The sequence below is a fragment of the Nocardia sp. NPDC019219 genome, from assembly GCF_040632645.1.
In the GTDB taxonomy this organism is placed as follows: Bacteria; Actinomycetota; Actinomycetes; order Mycobacteriales; family Mycobacteriaceae; genus Nocardia; species Nocardia sputorum.
In genome coordinates this window covers 171521-188236 of record NZ_JBEYCG010000007.1, presented here as the reverse complement: position 1 = coordinate 188236, position 16716 = coordinate 171521, and the positions used below count along the sequence as shown (strand labels likewise).

17 protein-coding genes are annotated in these 16716 nt (G+C 70.6%); 12 read left to right on the top strand and 5 right to left on the bottom strand.

Annotated features, from left to right (window positions below):
• Positions 1 to 11: 11 nt before the first annotated feature.
• Positions 12 to 1178: an epoxide hydrolase family protein gene (locus ABZ552_RS15960; protein WP_357437921.1), complete on the top strand. Its 1167-nt coding sequence runs from the start codon at positions 12 to 14 to the stop codon at positions 1176 to 1178.
• 107 nt (positions 1179 to 1285) lie between these two features.
• Complete coding sequence (locus tag ABZ552_RS15955; protein ID WP_281879533.1) at positions 1286 to 1681, top strand: PPOX class F420-dependent oxidoreductase; 396 nt, start codon at positions 1286 to 1288, stop codon at positions 1679 to 1681.
• Here the strand turns inward: ABZ552_RS15955 and ABZ552_RS15950 are convergent.
• Entirely contained in the window at positions 1678 to 1941 is a 264-nt protein-coding gene (locus tag ABZ552_RS15950) for a helix-turn-helix transcriptional regulator (RefSeq protein ID WP_084488594.1), read from the bottom strand. The genes ABZ552_RS15955 and ABZ552_RS15950 overlap by 4 nt on opposite strands.
• Before the next feature lie 105 nt (positions 1942 to 2046).
• On the opposite strand from ABZ552_RS15950, the gene map reads away from it, so the two are divergent.
• Positions 2047 to 2811, top strand: a complete 765-nt coding sequence (gene map / locus ABZ552_RS15945) for a type I methionyl aminopeptidase (protein ID WP_357437917.1) — start codon at positions 2047 to 2049, stop codon at positions 2809 to 2811.
• 9 nt (positions 2812 to 2820) lie between these two features.
• On the opposite strand, the gene ABZ552_RS15940 is transcribed toward map, so the two are convergent.
• A complete protein-coding gene (locus ABZ552_RS15940; protein WP_281918102.1) occupies positions 2821 to 3537 on the bottom strand; it encodes a glyoxalase in 717 nt (238 codons plus the stop codon).
• 82 nt (positions 3538 to 3619) lie between these two features.
• Here ABZ552_RS15940 and ABZ552_RS15935 point away from each other — a divergent pair, with 82 nt between their 5' ends.
• Positions 3620 to 4195 carry a PadR family transcriptional regulator gene (locus ABZ552_RS15935; RefSeq protein ID WP_281918103.1) on the top strand — a complete coding sequence of 192 codons (576 nt, stop codon included), beginning with the start codon at positions 3620 to 3622 and terminating at the stop codon, positions 4193 to 4195.
• An 84-nt stretch (positions 4196 to 4279) separates the two neighbouring features.
• Entirely contained in the window at positions 4280 to 4663 is a 384-nt protein-coding gene (locus tag ABZ552_RS15930; RefSeq protein ID WP_281918104.1) for a PPOX class F420-dependent oxidoreductase, read from the top strand.
• 9 nt (positions 4664 to 4672) lie between these two features.
• Here the strand turns inward: ABZ552_RS15930 and ABZ552_RS15925 are convergent, their stop codons facing one another.
• Positions 4673 to 5989: a metallopeptidase TldD-related protein gene (locus ABZ552_RS15925; protein ID WP_281880917.1), complete on the bottom strand. Its 1317-nt coding sequence runs from the start codon at positions 5987 to 5989 to the stop codon at positions 4673 to 4675.
• A gap of 68 nt (positions 5990 to 6057) precedes the next feature.
• Positions 6058 to 7581, bottom strand: a complete 1524-nt coding sequence (locus ABZ552_RS15920) for a TldD/PmbA family protein (protein WP_281880918.1) — start codon at positions 7579 to 7581, stop codon at positions 6058 to 6060.
• 163 nt (positions 7582 to 7744) lie between these two features.
• Here ABZ552_RS15920 and ABZ552_RS15915 point away from each other — a divergent pair, with 163 nt between their 5' ends.
• Positions 7745 to 8389 (top strand): TetR family transcriptional regulator, encoded by a 645-nt coding sequence (locus ABZ552_RS15915; protein ID WP_281879539.1) that lies wholly within the window; start codon positions 7745 to 7747, stop codon positions 8387 to 8389.
• On the opposite strand, the gene ABZ552_RS15910 is transcribed toward ABZ552_RS15915, so the two are convergent.
• Positions 8390 to 9157, bottom strand: a complete 768-nt coding sequence (locus tag ABZ552_RS15910) for a TSUP family transporter (protein WP_039798343.1) — start codon at positions 9155 to 9157, stop codon at positions 8390 to 8392.
• A 108-nt stretch (positions 9158 to 9265) separates the two neighbouring features.
• Here ABZ552_RS15910 and ABZ552_RS15905 point away from each other — a divergent pair, with 108 nt between their 5' ends.
• The 6 genes from ABZ552_RS15905 (at position 9266) to lnt (ending at position 16644) form a co-directional block, all read left to right on the top strand.
• Positions 9266 to 10435, top strand: a complete 1170-nt coding sequence (locus ABZ552_RS15905) for a histidine kinase (RefSeq protein ID WP_357437911.1) — start codon at positions 9266 to 9268, stop codon at positions 10433 to 10435.
• 123 nt (positions 10436 to 10558) lie between these two features.
• Entirely contained in the window at positions 10559 to 11218 is a 660-nt protein-coding gene (locus ABZ552_RS15900) for a response regulator transcription factor (protein ID WP_159844273.1), read from the top strand.
• A gap of 92 nt (positions 11219 to 11310) precedes the next feature.
• Positions 11311 to 11793 carry an FxsA family protein gene (locus ABZ552_RS15895; RefSeq protein ID WP_357437907.1) on the top strand — a complete coding sequence of 161 codons (483 nt, stop codon included), beginning with the start codon at positions 11311 to 11313 and terminating at the stop codon, positions 11791 to 11793.
• A 56-nt stretch (positions 11794 to 11849) separates the two neighbouring features.
• On the top strand, positions 11850 to 12104 hold the full coding sequence (locus ABZ552_RS15890) for a hypothetical protein (RefSeq protein ID WP_281879542.1): 255 nt from the start codon (positions 11850 to 11852) through the stop codon (positions 12102 to 12104).
• Positions 12105 to 12144: 40 nt separating this feature from the next.
• Positions 12145 to 13743, top strand: coding sequence for an amidohydrolase family protein (locus ABZ552_RS15885; RefSeq protein WP_357437904.1), 1599 nt, complete (start codon positions 12145 to 12147; stop codon positions 13741 to 13743).
• Between the two features lie 1227 nt (positions 13744 to 14970).
• Positions 14971 to 16644, top strand: a complete 1674-nt coding sequence (gene lnt / locus ABZ552_RS15880; RefSeq protein ID WP_281880920.1) for an apolipoprotein N-acyltransferase — start codon at positions 14971 to 14973, stop codon at positions 16642 to 16644.
• Positions 16645 to 16716: the final 72 nt, after the last annotated feature.

Genomic DNA, 16716 nt, shown 5'->3' with positions numbered 1-16716 from the left:
CAGTGGTGCGCATGACGAACACGAAGCAGATCCGGCCCTTCCGCATCGACATCCCGCAGACGGACCTCGACGACTTGCGGGACCGGCTCGGACGGGCACGGTTGCCGCACGCGGTGCCGGGCACCGACACGGATTGGGCACGCGGAATCGCGCCGCGTTATCTGCGGGAACTGACGGCGTACTGGCGCGACGAGTTCGATTGGCGAGCGCAGGAGGCGCGGATGAACGCGCACGCCCAGTTCACCACCGAGATCGACGGGCAGACCATTCACTTCTTCCATGTCCGCTCACCGGAGCCGGAAGCGATTCCGCTGCTGCTCACCCACGGCTACCCGGGCTCGGTGGTCGAGTTCCTCGATCTGATCGGCCCGCTCACCGATCCACGGTCGCACGGCGGTGATCCTGCGGATGCGTTCCACGTGGTGATCCCGTCGCTGCCCGGATTCGGATTCTCCACGCCGCTGGCCTCGACAGGGTGGGAACTGGCGCGCACGACCGAGGCGTTCGCGGAGCTGATGAGCAGGCTCGGGTACGAGAAATTCGTGGCGCAGGGCGGCGATATCGGCGCCGGTGTCACCGGGCGGCTGGCCGCGACGCATCCGGAACGGGTGATCGCGACGCACGTGAACAGCGACCAGGGCACGCTCGGGCTGGTGGGCGAGCAACTGCCGATGCCGGACGGGCTCGCCGATGCCGAACTCGCCGCCCTCGCCGCCGCGCGGGAGAAGTGGGACCAGCAGAAGGGATACCTCACGCTGCAGACCACCCAGCCGAACGCGGTAGCGGCCGCGCTGACCGATTCACCCGTCGCGCAACTCGGCTGGATCGCGGAGAAGTTCCAGGCATGGACCGATCCGGCGCGGGTGGAAGGTACGGCGGTGGACCGTGACCTGCTGCTGACCAACGTCAGCATCTACTGGTTCACCCGCAGCGGCGCGTCGGCGGCGCAATTCCTCTGGGAGACAGCCCATTCCGGGATGGCCTGGGTCGCGCCGTCCGGGGTCCCGCAGGGATGGGCCGTGTTCAACACGCATCCGCTGATGCGCCGGGTGATGGACCCCGACGGTCGAATCGAGCATTTCACCGAGTACACCGAGGGCGGGCACTTCGCCGCGGCCGAGCAACCGGAGCTGTTCGTGGCGGATGTTCGCACGTTCTTCCGCCACTATCGCGGATAGCGGAAGCGGGGCGGCGCCGCTCCGGCTCGCGGCTACGTCCGCATGCGTAACCGCGGACCGTTCTCCGGCCGGATGTCGCCGCCGTCGCTCGGGCCTACCGTTTCCCTATGACGTGGAACGAGATGAGCAAGAGCAAGTTCGTCCTGCTGACCACCTTCAAGAAGGACGGGACGCCGGTCGGCACACCCGTGTGGGTCGCACCGGATGGTGACCGGATCGTCGTCTGGACCAATCCGACGACCTGGAAGGTGCGCCGGATCCGCCGCAATCCGGACGTCACGCTGCAAGCCTGCGACGGACGGGGCCGCCCCACCGGGGAGGAGGTCTTGCCCGGCAGTGCGCGCATCCTCGACGCGGACGGCACACAGCGGGTGCGGGAGGTGGTCGCGGACAAGTACGGCATCATCGGCAAGCTCGCCATTCGCGGGCACAAGCTGTTGCGCGGCGCGGACGCGTCCGTCGGCATCGCCATCGATCCGAAGGCGGCCGGCGGCCCGGCCTAGGCGGATTCGGCGAGTCCGGCCGAGCGCCAGATGTCCGCGAGGTCGTCGAGCGGGACCGCCAGCGCTTGGCCCAAGGCCACCACGGTGCCGAAGGCGGGGGAGGGCAACCGGCCGGTCTCGATCTTGCGCAGCGTTTCCGGGGAGATCCCGGCCGCCCGCGCGACATCGGTGAGTTCGCGATCCGCGCGCGCCGCGCGCAAGGCGGCGCCGAGGCGGCGGCCCGCCTCGATCTGCGCGGGAGTCAACGGGAGGCGGACCATGCGCACAGGCTACGGACGGTGTTCCGGCATCGCAAGCTACCCGGCTGGTATTAAAATACCGATCAGGCTAGGCTGGTATTAAAATACCAGCACAGTGGAGGATTGATGGTCGAGTTGAAGAGCCCCGCGGAGATCGCGCGGATGCGAGTGGCGGGTCGGTTCGTCGCCGACGTGCTCGCCGGGTTGCGTGCGCGGGCCCGGGTGGGAGTGAACCTGCTCGACCTGGAAGCCCATGTCCGGGAACGAATCCGCGAGCGCGGCGCGCAGTCCTGCTACTGGGACTACGCGCCCTCGTTCGGGCGCGGGCCGTTCCGGAACACCGTGTGCCTGTCGGTGAACGATGCTGTGCTGCATGGTCTTCCGTTCGACTACGCGCTGCGCGACGGCGATGTGCTGACCATGGACCTCGCGGTCGGCATCGATGGCTGGGTCGCGGACGCGGCGACCACGGTCGTCGTCGGCACCGCCGCGGACGCGGACCTGCGGCTGGTGCGGGCGACCGAGGAGGCGCTGGCCGCGGCGATCGCCGTCGCGGTGCCTGGCAACCACATCGGCGACATCTCCGCCGCCATCGCCGCGGTGGCGCGGGACTACGGCTATCCGGTGAACACCGAATTCGGCGGACACGGCCTCGGCCGCACCATGCACGAGGACCCGCACGTGCCGAACAATGGCCGCCCCGGGCGCGGCTATCGGTTGCGGCCCGGACTGACCATCGCGATCGAGCCCTGGTTCGCGCGCACGACCGACCGCATCGTCACCGATCCCGACGGCTGGACCATCCGCTCGGCGGACGGCTCGCGGACCGCCCACTCCGAGCACACCGTCGCCATCACGCCGGACGGGCCGGAGGTGCTCACCGCGGCGTGAGTGCGCCGGCTAGATCTCCGACAGCCAGGAGGCCAGGTCGTCGGAGGCGCGCAGCTCGCCGGCCAGGGACGCGCGCTCCGAGGCGGACAGCTCCATCGCGCGCAGTTCGGTCCGGAAAGACTCGGCGCGGCCGGGGTCCTCGAGGGCGACGGCCAGTTCGGCCAGCGCCGCCAGTGCCCGCGCCACGTCCAGCCGCGGCGCCTCGGCCCGATACCGGCCGAGACCGACCTCGAGCACACGGAACGCGGCTGGGTAGTCGATCTTGAAATCGCGCAGGATCCGGGCGTTGTCCAGCACCTTGGCCAGCCCGGTCAGCTCCTTGGAGCCGCCGTACTCCACCTTCGGTGGTTCGTCGCGCTGAATGTAGATCAGCTGATTGCCTGCTGGATCGACCACGGTGAACCGGGTCTGCCCCGGCCGGAAGCGGGTGATCCGGGGCAGACCCTTCGCCGGGACCTTGCCGTAGCGGTTGCGCAGCGCCGCGGTGAAATCCTGGTGCCGGTGCGCGACATCGTCGACCATGACGAGGCAGCCGGTGCGTTCGGCGGGAACCTCCGTGTCTTTGGGGGCCGGCACGAAGTGCAGGGCGCAGCCGTGATCCTCCACCGCGCCGTAGACGTAGGGGCGGGTCTGCTCGTGCGTCACCGTGTAGCCCAGCGTCTTGTAGAACTCGAGCGTGCCGGCCAGATCGCTGGTCCAGAGCTGCGGCACCGCCGTATCGCCCATGAATCCTCCCGATTCCTGCGGTAGTCAATTTTGACTAGCAAAGCGTAGGGCGGCTCGATCGTGGAAGTCAAACTTGACTACCATGCGTTCCGAGCGAAAGGAGCGCGCGATGTCGGTGGTGCGCCTGCTGGTGCTGGGAGTGCTGCGTCTACGCCAGCCCGTCCACGGCTACGCCGTGCGCCAGGAACTGCTGTCCTGGCGTGCCGAGACCTGGACCAACGTCAAGCCGGGCTCGATCTACCACGCCCTCAAGCAGCTGACTCGCGAGGGAAAGCTGAGCGCGTTCGGCACCCAGGCCAGCGACCAGGGCCCGGGGCGCACGCTGTTCGAGCTGACCGAGGCGGGTGTGGCGGAGTTCCACCGGCTGATGGACGAAGCGCTGGTCAGCGTCGATATGGAGGAATTGGGGGCGGGCATCGCCTTCATGGACGCGTTGCCCAGGGCGCACGTCATCGCGAAGCTGCGCGAACAGCGCCGCCGCAGCGAGGAAGTGCGTGCCGACCTGCTCGCCATGATCCCGGACTACCCTGGGCGTTACGAAGCGCCGCACGCGACCGATCTGCTGGAGCTGTGGAGCGGTGTGTTCGGGAACCTGTCGACGTGGACCGAGGGCGTGCTGGCGCGCCTGGAAGCGGGGGAGTACCGGATGCCGGAGTAGGTCACGGCTGTGGACGTCCGCGCGTCGAGCGGAGCCGCCTTCCCGCGCCGCTCGTCGCGACGGCACGCGGGATACGCTGCCCGCATGACGAATTCGCTGGACGCCGTCGCCGAGGCCGACTACGTGCTGCTGACCACCTTCCGCAAGGACGGAACTCCCGTCGGCACCGCGGTGTGGGCGGTGTCCGAGAACGGCAAACTGTACGTCTGGACCGTGACCGACAGCTGGAAGGTCAAGCGCCTGCGCCGCAATCCGGCGGTCACCCTGCAACCGTGCAGTGCGAGCGGCAAACCGCGCGGTGCGGTGATCGAAGGGACCGGACGGCTCCTCGATGCCGAGGGCACCGAACACGTGCGCAAGCTGCTGCGGCGCAAGTACTGGCTCACCGGCCCGCTGGTCATCCTCGGCAGCAATCTGCGGCGCGGCAAGTCGGGCACCATCGGCATCGAGATCAGCCCCGCGGCCTGACCCGCGGCGTCAGGTCGCCTGGCTCACCGACGACATGTGGAAGTCGGGAACCCGCAAGGGCGGCATGGCGGTGCGGGTGAACCAGTCCTTCCATTCGCGCGGCAGTGTGAGCTCGGTGGCGCCCGCCTCGCTCACCCGCCGGAGCAGGTCCAGCGGGCTCTCGTTGAACCGGAAGTTGTTCACCGCGGCGGTCACCTCGCCGTTCTCCACCAGATAGACCCCGTCCCGGGTGAGACCGGTGAGCAGCAGCGTGGCCGGGTCCACCTCGCGGATGTACCACAGCGTGGTCAACAGCAAGCCGCGTTCGGTGCGCGCGATCATGTCGTCGATGGTGGCCTCGGAACCGCCGGTGAGCAGCAAGTTCTCGCCCGGGACAGTGGCGGGTGCGCCGAACTCGGCAGCGGTGGCGCGCGGATAGATCAGCGCGGAGATCACGCCGTCGCGCAGCCAGTCGACGCGTTCGGCGGCCAAGCCGTTGTCGAACACCGACATCGATTCCGACGACGCGGTCGCCGCCACGAACGGGCGGTATTCCAGCCCGGGAGCGCGCGGATCCGAGTAGAGCGTGAGCGGGATATCGCTCAGGCGCTCGCCGACCCGGGTGCCGCCGGCCCGCGCGAACGCGGTGTGGCCCTCCTGCGCGCCCCGCCCCTCCATCGACCAGGCCAGGTAGATCATCAGGTCGGCGACGGTGGAGGGCGGCAGCAACGTCTCGTAGCGGCCTGCGGGGAGCTCGACCTTGCGCTTGGCCCAGTCCAGCCGTCGGGACAGGTCCGCGAGCAGGCCGGACACGTCGACGTCGGTGAAGTCCGCGGTGCCCACGCCGACCCACGCGCTGGCCAGCTCCGCGCCCTCGCCGCGTTTGCCGTTGATCTCCACCGAACCGGTGGGCTGCACGAAGCGGCGGCGGATGCCGGTCGACGTGCCCAGCCAGGTGGTGTGCATCTGATGGTGCGCGAAACCGTAGAGGCGATCGGCGCTGTCGAAGCCGTCGGCCAAGCCGTCGGCCAGGCCGGTGAACACCTCGATGCCGGTGCTACCGGCCGGAGCGGTCCAGTCGTCGTCGACGGTGTCCGGCTCCAGCAGCGGCATCGCGTCCCGCGCCGGTTCGGCGTCGCGCGCCGCCGCCTCGCTGGCGCGCACGACGGCTTCGATGTCCTCGGGGTCGACGCTGGTCGAGGCGATCGTGCCGACGCGGGCGAGGGTGGGTCCCTCGCGGAACACCGAGATCACCGCCCAGTCCCGCGACACCGAGGACCCGTTGGTGGTCATGGAGTTCCCGGCCCAGCGCAACGACGCCTCGTGCTCGTCGCGGACGATCACCATCGCCTCGTCGGCGCGGGACAGCGCCAGTGCCCGCTCCACGGTCACGCTCGCGGGGAACAGATCGTCGCTCACTGGCCTGCCTCCGTCCGGGTGTTGAGAATGTTGACGCCGCGCACCAGCACCGACGGGCAGCCGTGGCTGACCGCGGCGACTTGGCCGGGCTGCGCTTTTCCGCAGTTGAACGCACCGCCGAGCTGCCAGGTCGACGGCCCGCCCACGGCTTCCATCGCACCCCAGAAATCGGTGGTGGTGGCCTGGTAGGCGACGTCACGCACCTGGCCGTCCAGCTTGCCGCCGCGAATGCGGAAGAACCGCTGCCCGGTGAACTGGAAGTTGTAGCGCTGCATGTCGATCGACCACGACTTGTCGCCGACGATGTACAGGCCGTCTTCCACGCGGGAGATCAGCTCCTCGGTGCTGGTGTCGCGGTCCGGGTCGGGTTGCAGCGAGACGTTGGCCATCCGCTGGATCGGCACGTGATGCGCGGAGTCCGCGTACGAGCAGCCGTTGGACCGCTGCAAACCCAGACGCGGCGCGAACACCCGGTCCAGTTGATAGCCGACCAGGACCCCGTCGCGGACCAGATCCCAGCGCTGCCCGGCGACGCCCTCGTCGTCGTAGCCGACACTGGCCAGCCCGTGCGATTCGGTGCGGTCGCCGGTCACGTGCATGATCGGGGTGCCGTAGCGCAGCGTGCCGAGCTTGTCCGGCGTGGCGAACGAGGTTCCCGCGTAAGCGGATTCGTAGCCGATGGCCCGGTCGTACTCGGTGGCGTGGCCGATGGACTCGTGGATGGTCAGCCACAGGTTGGTCGGGTCGATGACGAGGTCGGTGGGCCCGGCCTGCACGCTGGGCGCTTTCACCTTCTCCGCCAGCCACTCCGGGATCCGGGCGAGTTCGCCGTCCCAGTCCCACACGCCGTCGGCGCCGGTGACGTACTCCCAGCCGCGGCCCGCGGGCGCCGCCAGTGTGCGCATCGTCTCGAACACTCCCGCCGAAGTGTCCACCGTGATCGCTTCGAGGCTCGGGTGCAGCCGGACCCGCTGCTGGGTGATCGAGGACCCAGCGGTGTCGGCGTAGTAGGTCTGCTCCTTGACCTGCAGCACGCTCGCGGTGACGTGGTCGACCCCGTCGGCGTGCGACAGGCGTTCCGAATAGTCCTGCAGCAGTGCGAGCTTCTCGCCGGTCGGCACGGTGAACGGGTCGATGTCGTACTCCGAGACCCACCGCGCGCCCGCGTAGCGCGGCTCGTCGGCGAGTTCGACGCGTTCGCGGTTGAGGGCGCGCAGCGTGGTGGCGACGGTGACCGCGGTGCGCGCCACCTCCGCGGCGGTGGCGGGTGTCAGCGCGGCGTGCGACGCGAAACCCCACGTGCCGTCGACGATCACCCGCACGGCGAAGCCGAGCCGCGTGCTGTCGGTGACGGCCTCGACCCGGCCGTCGCGCAACCGGATCGACTGGGTGACCAGGCGATGCACCCGCAGGTCGGCGTGCTGGGCGCCCGCTGCCGTGGCCGCGCTCAGGGCGGCGTCGGCGAGCGCGGCCAAGGGCAGGTCGAGGAACTCGGCGTCCACGTCTCTGGAAGTCGCGATGCTCACCCGCACCAACCTAGCCGGTGCCCGCGCGGTGATCACACGCTGTGCGAAAACGCATCGCGTGCCGGTGCGCGCCGGATGTGGCGCGGCGCAGGGTGAACGGCGCGCGGGACACTCGCGCCTACGGCGTGTTGCTCGCCGGATGCCGTACTGTGCCCGCGTGCCGCCATCCGCCCTTCGTGACCGCAAACGCGAACGTACCCGCCGAGCCATCCTGGAAGCCGCAGCCGAGCTGTTCGAGACCAGAGGCTACGAGGAGACCACGGTGGCCGACATCGCCGCCGCGGCGGACGTCGGCACCCGCACGTTCTTCAACTATTTCGCCAGCAAGGAAGAGTTGCTCTTCCCGGAATCCGACGAGCGGGTGCGCGCGGCGGTGGTGGCCATCGCGGGCAGACGTCCCGGAGAACGCCCGGTCGAGGTCTTGCTGCGCGCGCTGCGTGCCGCGGGCGACAATCCCGGTGAGCACCTCGTCGACGATCTCTACGCCCGGATCGGAGCGCTGCGCGCCGAGGTGTCGCGGACCGTCCCGGCGGTGAGCGGCCGCGCCGCGCACGCCCAGCTGGTCACCCAGCGTGAGATCGCCAGACAGTTGCACAAGGCGTTCCCCGCCGAACTCGACGAGGTCGGCGCCGCCGCGTTGGTGGGCGCGGTCGTCGGCGCGGTGTCGGGTGCGCTGACGGTGCTGTTCCAGCAACCGGTGGCCGGCGTCGAGGACGCCGAGCGCCTGCAGCGCAGGATCCACGAGACGACCTCGCAGGTGCTGCGACCCTGGCTCGCCCAACGCGCCGAACCGGTGGGCTGATCAGCCGAACTGCTGCCAGCCCAGCCGGATCACCATCCCGATCACCACAACCAGCAGCACGATGCGCACGAACTCGGCGCCCTTGCGCAGCGCCATGCGCGCGCCGACCACGGCGCCGAGGACGTTCGCGACGGCCATTCCCGCGCCCAGCGCCCAGAGGATGTGCCCGGTCGCCCCGAAGAACAACAGAGCGCCGAGGTTGGACCCGCAGTTGATCACCTTGGCCATGGCGGCGGCCCGGACGAACTCGGTGCCGAGCAGCGTCGCGAAGGTGATGATGAGGAACGTGCCGGTGCCGGGCCCGAGCAGCCCGTCGTAGAAGCCGATCAACCCGGCCGCCAGCGCCACCGTGAGAACCACCTTGCGCCGGGTGGGCGGATGCGTGGCCAGGGTGACGCCGATCGACGGGCGCAGCGTGACGAACACGGCGACGCCCACCAGCACCACCATCACGATCGGGATGAACAGTTCGCGGTCGATCAGCGAGACCGCGGCCGCGCCCACCGCGGCCGCCGCCGCGGCGATCACCGCCGCGGGCAGCAGCACCCGCCAGCGCATCGGCACCTTGCGCGCGAAGGTCAGCACCGACGCGCTCGTCCCGGCCACCGCGGCGAGCTTGTTGGTGCCCAGCGCGGTCTGCGGCGCGATACCGGGCGCCACCACGAACAGCGTCGGCAGCACGATCAGCCCGCCGCCGCCCACCACCGCGTCCACCCAGCCCGCGGCCGTCGCCGCCGTCAACAAAACCGCCCAGTCTCCGATCTCCACGACGTCAGACAACCAGACCCGGATCCGGGCCACGCCGGGTGTACGCGCGAGGGAGATCTGCCCGCCGGGCCGTCCTGCCCGCGTGCCGGTCGCACCTAGGCTGATCCCGTGCGTCGTTTCAGTCTGTGGCTCCGGGGAAAGCCCGTCGTGGCCGATTCGGTGCTGGCGGCGATTTTCGTGCTGCTCGAGGTCATCGGCGTGGGTAACGCCCACAACAAGCTCGCCTACCTGGCTGTCGGGGTGCTGCTGCCGCTACCGCTCACGCTGCGGCGGGTGTACCCCCGGGCCATGGCGGCCCTCACCTTGGCGCTGTCGCTGACCGAGACGCTGGTGGGTTTCCTCGCCGAGGACGACGCCGACCACATCGCGCAGTTGTCCCACGGCATCATGCTGTACACGCTGGTCGCTTACGTCGGCAGGCGGGCCGGACTGTGGTACGGGCTCGGCCTGGCGGTGGACCTCTCGCTGTCGATCGTGGCCATCGGGAAACCCGCCGGGTCCGACGGCGTGTTCACCGTCATGTTCTACGCCTTGTGCTGGACGCTCGCGGAGTTCATCGGCGCGCGGCACGCCTACGACGCCGAGGTGGCGGCCCGGCTCGCGGTCGCCGACTACGACAAGGAGCGTCGCGCGCACGACGCCGTCGCGGCCGAACGCACCCGCATCGCGCGGGAGTTGCACGATGTGGTGGCGCACGCGGTGAGCGTCATCATCGTGCAGGCCGACGGCGCGAAATACGCGTTGCGCCGCGACCCGGACGCGGCCGAACAGGCGCTCGGCACCATCGCGGGGACCGGCCGCGAAGCGCTGCGGGAATTGCGCCGGACGGTGGCTCTGCTGCGCACCGAGCACGCTCCCGACCAACTGCCCCAGCACGGCACCGCGGGCATCGCCAAGGTCGTGGAGATGATGCGCGGCACCGGTCTGGCCGTGGAGCTCGAGCTGAGCGGCGAACTCGACGACATCGCGCCCGAGGTGAGTCTGGGCGTGCATCGCATCGTGCAGGAATCGCTGACCAACACGCTGCGGCACGCGGGGCCGCACCCGAAGGCGTGGGTGCGAGTGCGCCGCACCGACGCCGATGTGCTGATCGACGTCACCGACACCGGCGGGATAGCGCCGCAGGACTCGGCGCGCATCCAGGGCAGCGGGCTCGGCCTGGTCGGGATGCGCGAACGCGTCGCCGTGCTGGGGGGCAGCCTGGACGCGGGCCGCGACGCCGACGGAGCCTGGCGCGTGCACGCGAGCATCCCGCTGCGGTCCGGCCTCGGTGAGTGAGCCTGGTCACCAACCCCCGGCGCACATCGCGTAAACCGCTGCGGCGCAGGAGGATCGGCGACGGTGCGAACCGTCCCGCGCAGCTCGTCCGGTGCGCCGAGGCGTTCACGTTACATTGGGGACGTGCCGATCACCGTTCTCGTCGTCGATGACCAGGAACTCATGCGGATGGGATTGAAGATGGTGCTCGGCGCGCACCCGGACATCGACGTGATCGGTGAGGCGGCCAACGGCGCCGCCGCGGTCGCCGCTGCGGCCGAACTGCGACCCGACGTGGTGCTGATGGACGTGCGGATGCCCGTGGTGGACGGTGTCGTCGCCACCACCCGCATCGTGGAGGCCGGGCACGGCAGCCGGGTGCTGGTCATGACGACCTTCGACCTCGACGAGCACGCGCTGGGCGCGCTGCGCGCGGGGGCGAGCGGGTTCCTGTTGAAGGACACACCGCCGGAGGACCTGGTCTCGGCCATCCGCAGCGTCGCCGCCGGTGACGCCGTGGTCTCGCCGAAGGTCACCAAGCGCCTGCTGGACCGGCTCATCGCGGAGAACCCGGCGCGTACCCGCGACCCGGGCGTGCTCGACGTGCTCACCGCCCGCGAGCGCGAAGTGCTCGAGCAGATCGCCGCCGGACGCTCCAACGCCGAGATCGCCGAACAGTTGTACCTGTCGGAGGCCACGGTCAAGACGCACGTGGGCCGGGTGCTCACCAAACTCGGTCTGCGCGACCGGGTTCAAGCGGTCGTGCTGGCCTACGAGACCGGATTGGTGCGTCCGGGCGGCTGAGACGAGACGGATCTCAGCGACCTATCAGGCGAATCGGGGAGCAAAACGCCGATGCGGGACGTTGACCGGGTAGATCGTCCGAAAGGATCGCCATGCCCGCCTTGTTGTTCGTGCTGTACGTCGTCGTCGAAGTCACCGCGCTGGTCGCGGTCGGTCAGCTGATCGGCGTGCTGCCGACCATCCTGCTGCTCATCGCCGGATCGGCCGCGGGCATGCTGCTGGTCGGCTCGCAGGGGCGGCGGGTGTTCGAGCAGTTCCGCCGCGCCGCGCGTGGGGAAGTGGCTCCCGGGACCGCCGTGGCCGACGGCGCCCTGGTCGCGGCGGGCGGGGTGCTGATGTTCGTGCCGGGCCTGGTCACCTCGGTGTTCGGCCTGCTCCTGCTGCTGCCGCCGACGCGGTTGCTGGTACGGCCCCTGGTCACGGCGTTCGCCGCACGGCGCTTCCGCAGGCTGGTCGCGGCGGCTCCCTACCGTGGCGTGGTGGTCGAGGGCGGCGAAGTGGTCGACGGCGTCGTGGTGGGGCAGTGGTACGACGACGGCCGGGGCACCGCGCTCCGCGCGATCAGCGCGCCCTGACGGCGAACTCGGCGCACCCGGTTCCGTGCGGCGTCGCGACGGGCTATCGTGGCGCGATGGCCACCGAGCAACTCACCGTGACGGTGAGCGAGGAGCTGGCCGCCGCGGTGAAACGAGCGGCGGCGGCTGCGGGACAGTCGATTTCCGGATTCGCGGCGGCGGCGCTGCGGCTGGAACTGATCGCCGTGGAGGCGGGTTGCCTGCCCACGGCGGCCGGGGGTGCCGGAGGTGCGCCGCCGGAGTACGCGGAGGTGATGGCGGTGCTGGCGCAGCCGGAGGATCTGGCGCGTCACCCCGTGCTGAACGGCTGACCGAAACCGCCGGAGCGGCCATACGGCAGACTGGTGCCTCGTGAGTACCCAGTTGCTGATCGGCGGTCGTTTCTACAGTGCCAGTTCGCCCGACGCCACGGCGATGGCGGTGAGCGACGGGACCGTCGTCTGGCTGGGCGCCGCGCAACCAGGTCGCGCGCTGCATCCGGACGCCGAGGTCGTGGACCTCGACGGCGCCTTCGTCGCGCCCGCGTTCGTCGATCCGCACGTGCACGTCACCGCGTTGGGTCTGAAGCTGACCGGGCTCGATCTCTCGGCCGCCCGGTCGCTCGAGCACTGCCTGCGGTTGCTGGGGGAGTTCGCCCGGGCGCACCCTGAGGGGACGGTACTGGGCGACGGCTGGGACGAGACCACCTGGCCGGAGGGCAGGCCGCCCACGGTCGAGGAGATCGACGCGGCGGCCGGCGCGGGCAGGCACGTCTACCTCTCGCGGGTGGACGCGCATTCCGCGGTAGCGTCCTCGGCGCTGCTGGACGCACTGCCCGAGCTGACTGCGGCCGACGGATTCACCCGTGGCGAGCCGGTGCGGGCCGCCGCCCACCACATGGTGCGCACCGCCGCGCTCACGAGTCTGTCTCGGGCGCAACGGGATCGAGCGCGCGCCGCGGCACTGGACCACGCCGCCGCACACGGCGTTGTCGCGGTCCACGAATGCGCGGGCCCGGAGATCGCGGGCCGCGCCGACGTCCGCGAATTGCTCGAGTTCGAGCACGGGGTCCAGGTGCGGGCCTACTGGGGCGAGGCGGTGCGCAGCGCCGAGCAGGCCCGCGCCCTGGTCGGCGAACTCGGTGTGCACGCCCTCGGCGGGGATCTGTTCGTGGACGGGTCGTTCGGATCGCACACCGCTTGGCTACGCGCGCCCTACGTCGACGAAACGGGCTGTGGCCGAAGCTATCTCGATGCCGACGCGATCAGCGACCACGTCCGGGCCTGCACCGTCGCCGGTATCCAGGCCGGATTCCACGTGATCGGTGACGCCGCCATGGACGCCGTCGTCGCCGGTGTCGAACGGGTGGCCGCCGAACTGGGCGGCCCCGCGATCGCGGCGCTCGGGCATCGCGTCGAGCACGCCGAACTCCTGGACGGCGAGCACATCGCACGTCTCGCGCGCTGGGGTGTGATCGCCAGCGTGCAACCCGGATTCGACGCCGCGTGGGGTGGACCGGACGGCATGTACGCCGCGCGGCTGGGGGCCGAGCGCGCCGCGACGCTGAACCCGTTCGCCGCCATGGCTTCCGCGGGCGTCGCCCTAGCGATCGGCTCCGACGCCCCCGTCACGGCGCTCGATCCGTGGGCGGCGGTGCGTGCCGCGGCCAACCACCGCACACCCGGCCACGGCCTGTCCCCGCGCGCCGCCTTCGCCGCGGCCACGCGCGGCGCCTGGCGCGCCGGGGGCGTTCGCGACGGAGTCGCGGGCACCCTGGTGCCCGGAGCGCCCGCGTCGTACGCGATCTGGGATGCCGGCGAACTCGTCGTCACCGCGGCCGCGGATTCGGTGCAGCGCTGGTCCACCGACCCGCGCTCGCGCGTGCCGGGGCTGCCCGCATTGGATGCCGGCGCGCCGCTGCCCACATGCCTGCGTACCGTCCACCGCGGGGTGACGATCTATGCGCAATGAGCGGACGATCGCGGAGCTCATGGTTGCTCCCGACCGGCCCGTGTCCGGGACTTCCATGCGCCGCCACGGGCGGCCCGGCAGGACAGGGGAACATCGCTCTGGCGCCGACGACCACAGTGCGGTCGGCCAAGGGAGGGCTGCTCGGCCGACGCTCGGCAGCTCATCGGCATCCAGGACGGAGCGTGTGCCGGAGGAGGGAGTACACGGTGTCGGCGGCTGCCGCTCAGAGTCGGTAACCGAGTTTCTTCCGCTCGGTCGCCTGGCAGGGGATTTCGGACGCGGCAGCGTCGCGGCGGATGCCGAGTGCCGACAACGCGGCCGGTCCGTCGATCGCCTCGGCACTGCGTTGTGGCCCGGCCGCGTGGGGTGGCGACCAGGCGGCGGGTCGGCGTCGGTTTCGTGGCGTCCGACCCGCTTGGGCCCCTTCGCGGATGTCACCGCCTCTTCCATCGAGATGATTACGGTTCGGGTGGGTCGGCGGGGCCCCTTGCGCTCGGCGCGCTCAACGGGCCTGAAGCGGTGGCACCGCACAGGATCGGGTGTCGATATGGCACTGAGTGTCAGTCAGGGGTCTCGAAGCGGAGGGCGTCACGTTTGCCGATCGGATGGGTTCTCCGGGCGAACACGCACGGGAAACCGGACGAGGTGGTCGCGGCGGGAGGCAGCCGCGCGGGTCGAGCCGGTAGCCTCCCCGGTTGCCGAGTGGATTCCGCTGCGCCGCGAGCTCGTCCCCTGCCGGAAGGTGAGTCCGCGACGTACGGCGGCCGAATCGCTTGTCGACCTGCCGCGACCGCGGACTGTCGGTTCGCCGGATCCCGCTGATATTCGGCGATCGGTCCGAGGCGGGACGGCCGAAACGCCGACTTCGAAGAAACGGCGGCTAACGATCCGATGTTCTGCGGCGATTACGGGGTGGACGCCTCTTGACTCCGGTTCGGTGGTGGCCTGCGGTTTTCTGCACCGCTGCTCCGCCGAATCCGTTGCGCGGAGTGCGATCGTTACCGGGCAGCCGACGCGCCAACACCGGCGCGTCGAGATTTGCGCGCGCCCGCAGGACATGGCGGCGGCCACATCGTGTGTGACGAACGCCACGTCCGAGTGCCGACCGCGTTCCGTCGACGGACGGGTTCCGGCTCGGTCGCGCCGGTCCGCCTCGTGCCGACCGGCGTGGAGGCGGTCAGCGGCGGATTGGCCATCGCCGGTCCGATGGCGGACAGTGGCCGAGTGATGGTGCGCGAGCGAGTGCTCGGATCGGTGCGGCAGGTGTCCGAAGTGCTACGCCGACACCGGGTGGCGACGCGTTCGGTGGCGGCGATCTTCGCGGGGCTGCTGCTTTTCGGGAGCTTCCCGCCCCGGCCGTGGTGGTTTCTCGCCCCGGTCGGCATCGCGATACTGACCCTCACCGTACGTGGCGGCGGTCGGCTGCGGGCGGGTTTCGGCTATGGGTTCCTGGCCGGATTGGGGTTTTTCGTTCCGCTGCTGCCATGGACGGGCATCTATGTCGGTCCGCTGCCCTGGCTGGCGCTGTCCACCGTCTGTGCGCTGTACCTGGGCGTCTTCGGCCTGCTCGCCCGGCTCGTCGGCACGTTGCCCGGCTGGCCCCTATGGGTGGCCCTGGCCTGGGCCACGGCCGAGTGGGGCAGATCGAGCTTCCCGTTCGGCGGTTTTCCCTGGGGCCGTTTGGCCTTCGGCCAGGCCGACGGCTGGTTCCTTTCGCTGGCCGCGGTCGGCGGCGCCCCGCTGGTCGGGTTCGCGGTGGCGCTGACCGGAACCGGTGCGGCGGCATTCGCGTCCTTGCTGTGGTCGGCAGCCGCCGATGACAGGCGCCGGACCGCCGATGCCGAGACCGGCGGCACTGCCGCGACAACGGTTCACCGTCACATCCCCGTGACCCGACTCGGGTACGCCGCTGCGGCTTTCACCGTGCTCGTCATGCCGCTCACCGGCCTGCTGCTCCGGTCCGCGCTGCCGGATCCGGACCAGGGCGACAGGATGGTCACGGTCGCGGCGATCCAGGGCAGCGTGCCGCGTCTCGGGCTGGATTTCAACGAACAGCGGCGCGCGGTGCTGGACAACCACGTCCGGCGCACCGAAGAGCTGGCGGACGAAGTGGCGGCGGGCCGCGCTCCGCGTCCCGATGTGGTGATCTGGCCGGAGAACTCCTCGGATATCGACCCGTTGCGCAACGCCGACGCGGCCGCCCTGATCACCGCGGCCTCCGAGCGGATCGGCGCACCCATCCTGGTCGGCGCCGTGCTGATCAACTCGGATCGGACCACGACCAACTCGGTGATGGTGTGGAACGGCGCGGACGGCCCAGGTGAGCGGCACGACAAGAAGATCATCCAGCCGTTCGGAGAGTACCTGCCGATGCGCGGCTTCTTCCGGCTTTTCTCCGAATACGCCGATCGCGCGGGTTATTTCGTGCCGGGACATGGCGACGGCGTGGTGCGCGCGGCGGGTATCGACATCGGCGTCGCAACGTGCTATGAGGTCGCCTTCGACCGGTCGTTCGAAGACGCGATGCGGGCCGGTGCCCAGCTGCTCACCGTGCCGACGAACAACGCCACCTTCGGCGACAGCGAGATGACCTATCAGCAGCTGGCCATGTCCCGCATCCGTGCCGTCGAGCACGGCAGAGCCCTGGTCGTCGCGGCCACGTCGGGTGTCAGCGCCATTATCGCCGCCGACGGCAGCGTGCGGCAGGAAACCGCGTTATTCGTGCCCGCCGCCCTGGTCGCCGAGCTGCCGCTGCGCGCGGACAGCACGCTCGCGACGCGAATAGGCCCCGCACCGGAGCGGGTTTTCGTCGTCCTGACGGCTTCGGCGGCGCTGGCGGCGGCCCTCCGGCGGCCGCTCCGCGCGGGAGGATCCGCGAATGGCTCGGCGAGCCGCAAATAGTCGGTAACACCTCCCGTCGGGCCACCGATAACCGAGCGTCAGGTTTGTTCCGTCCCCCGTCGGCCCGAAAGC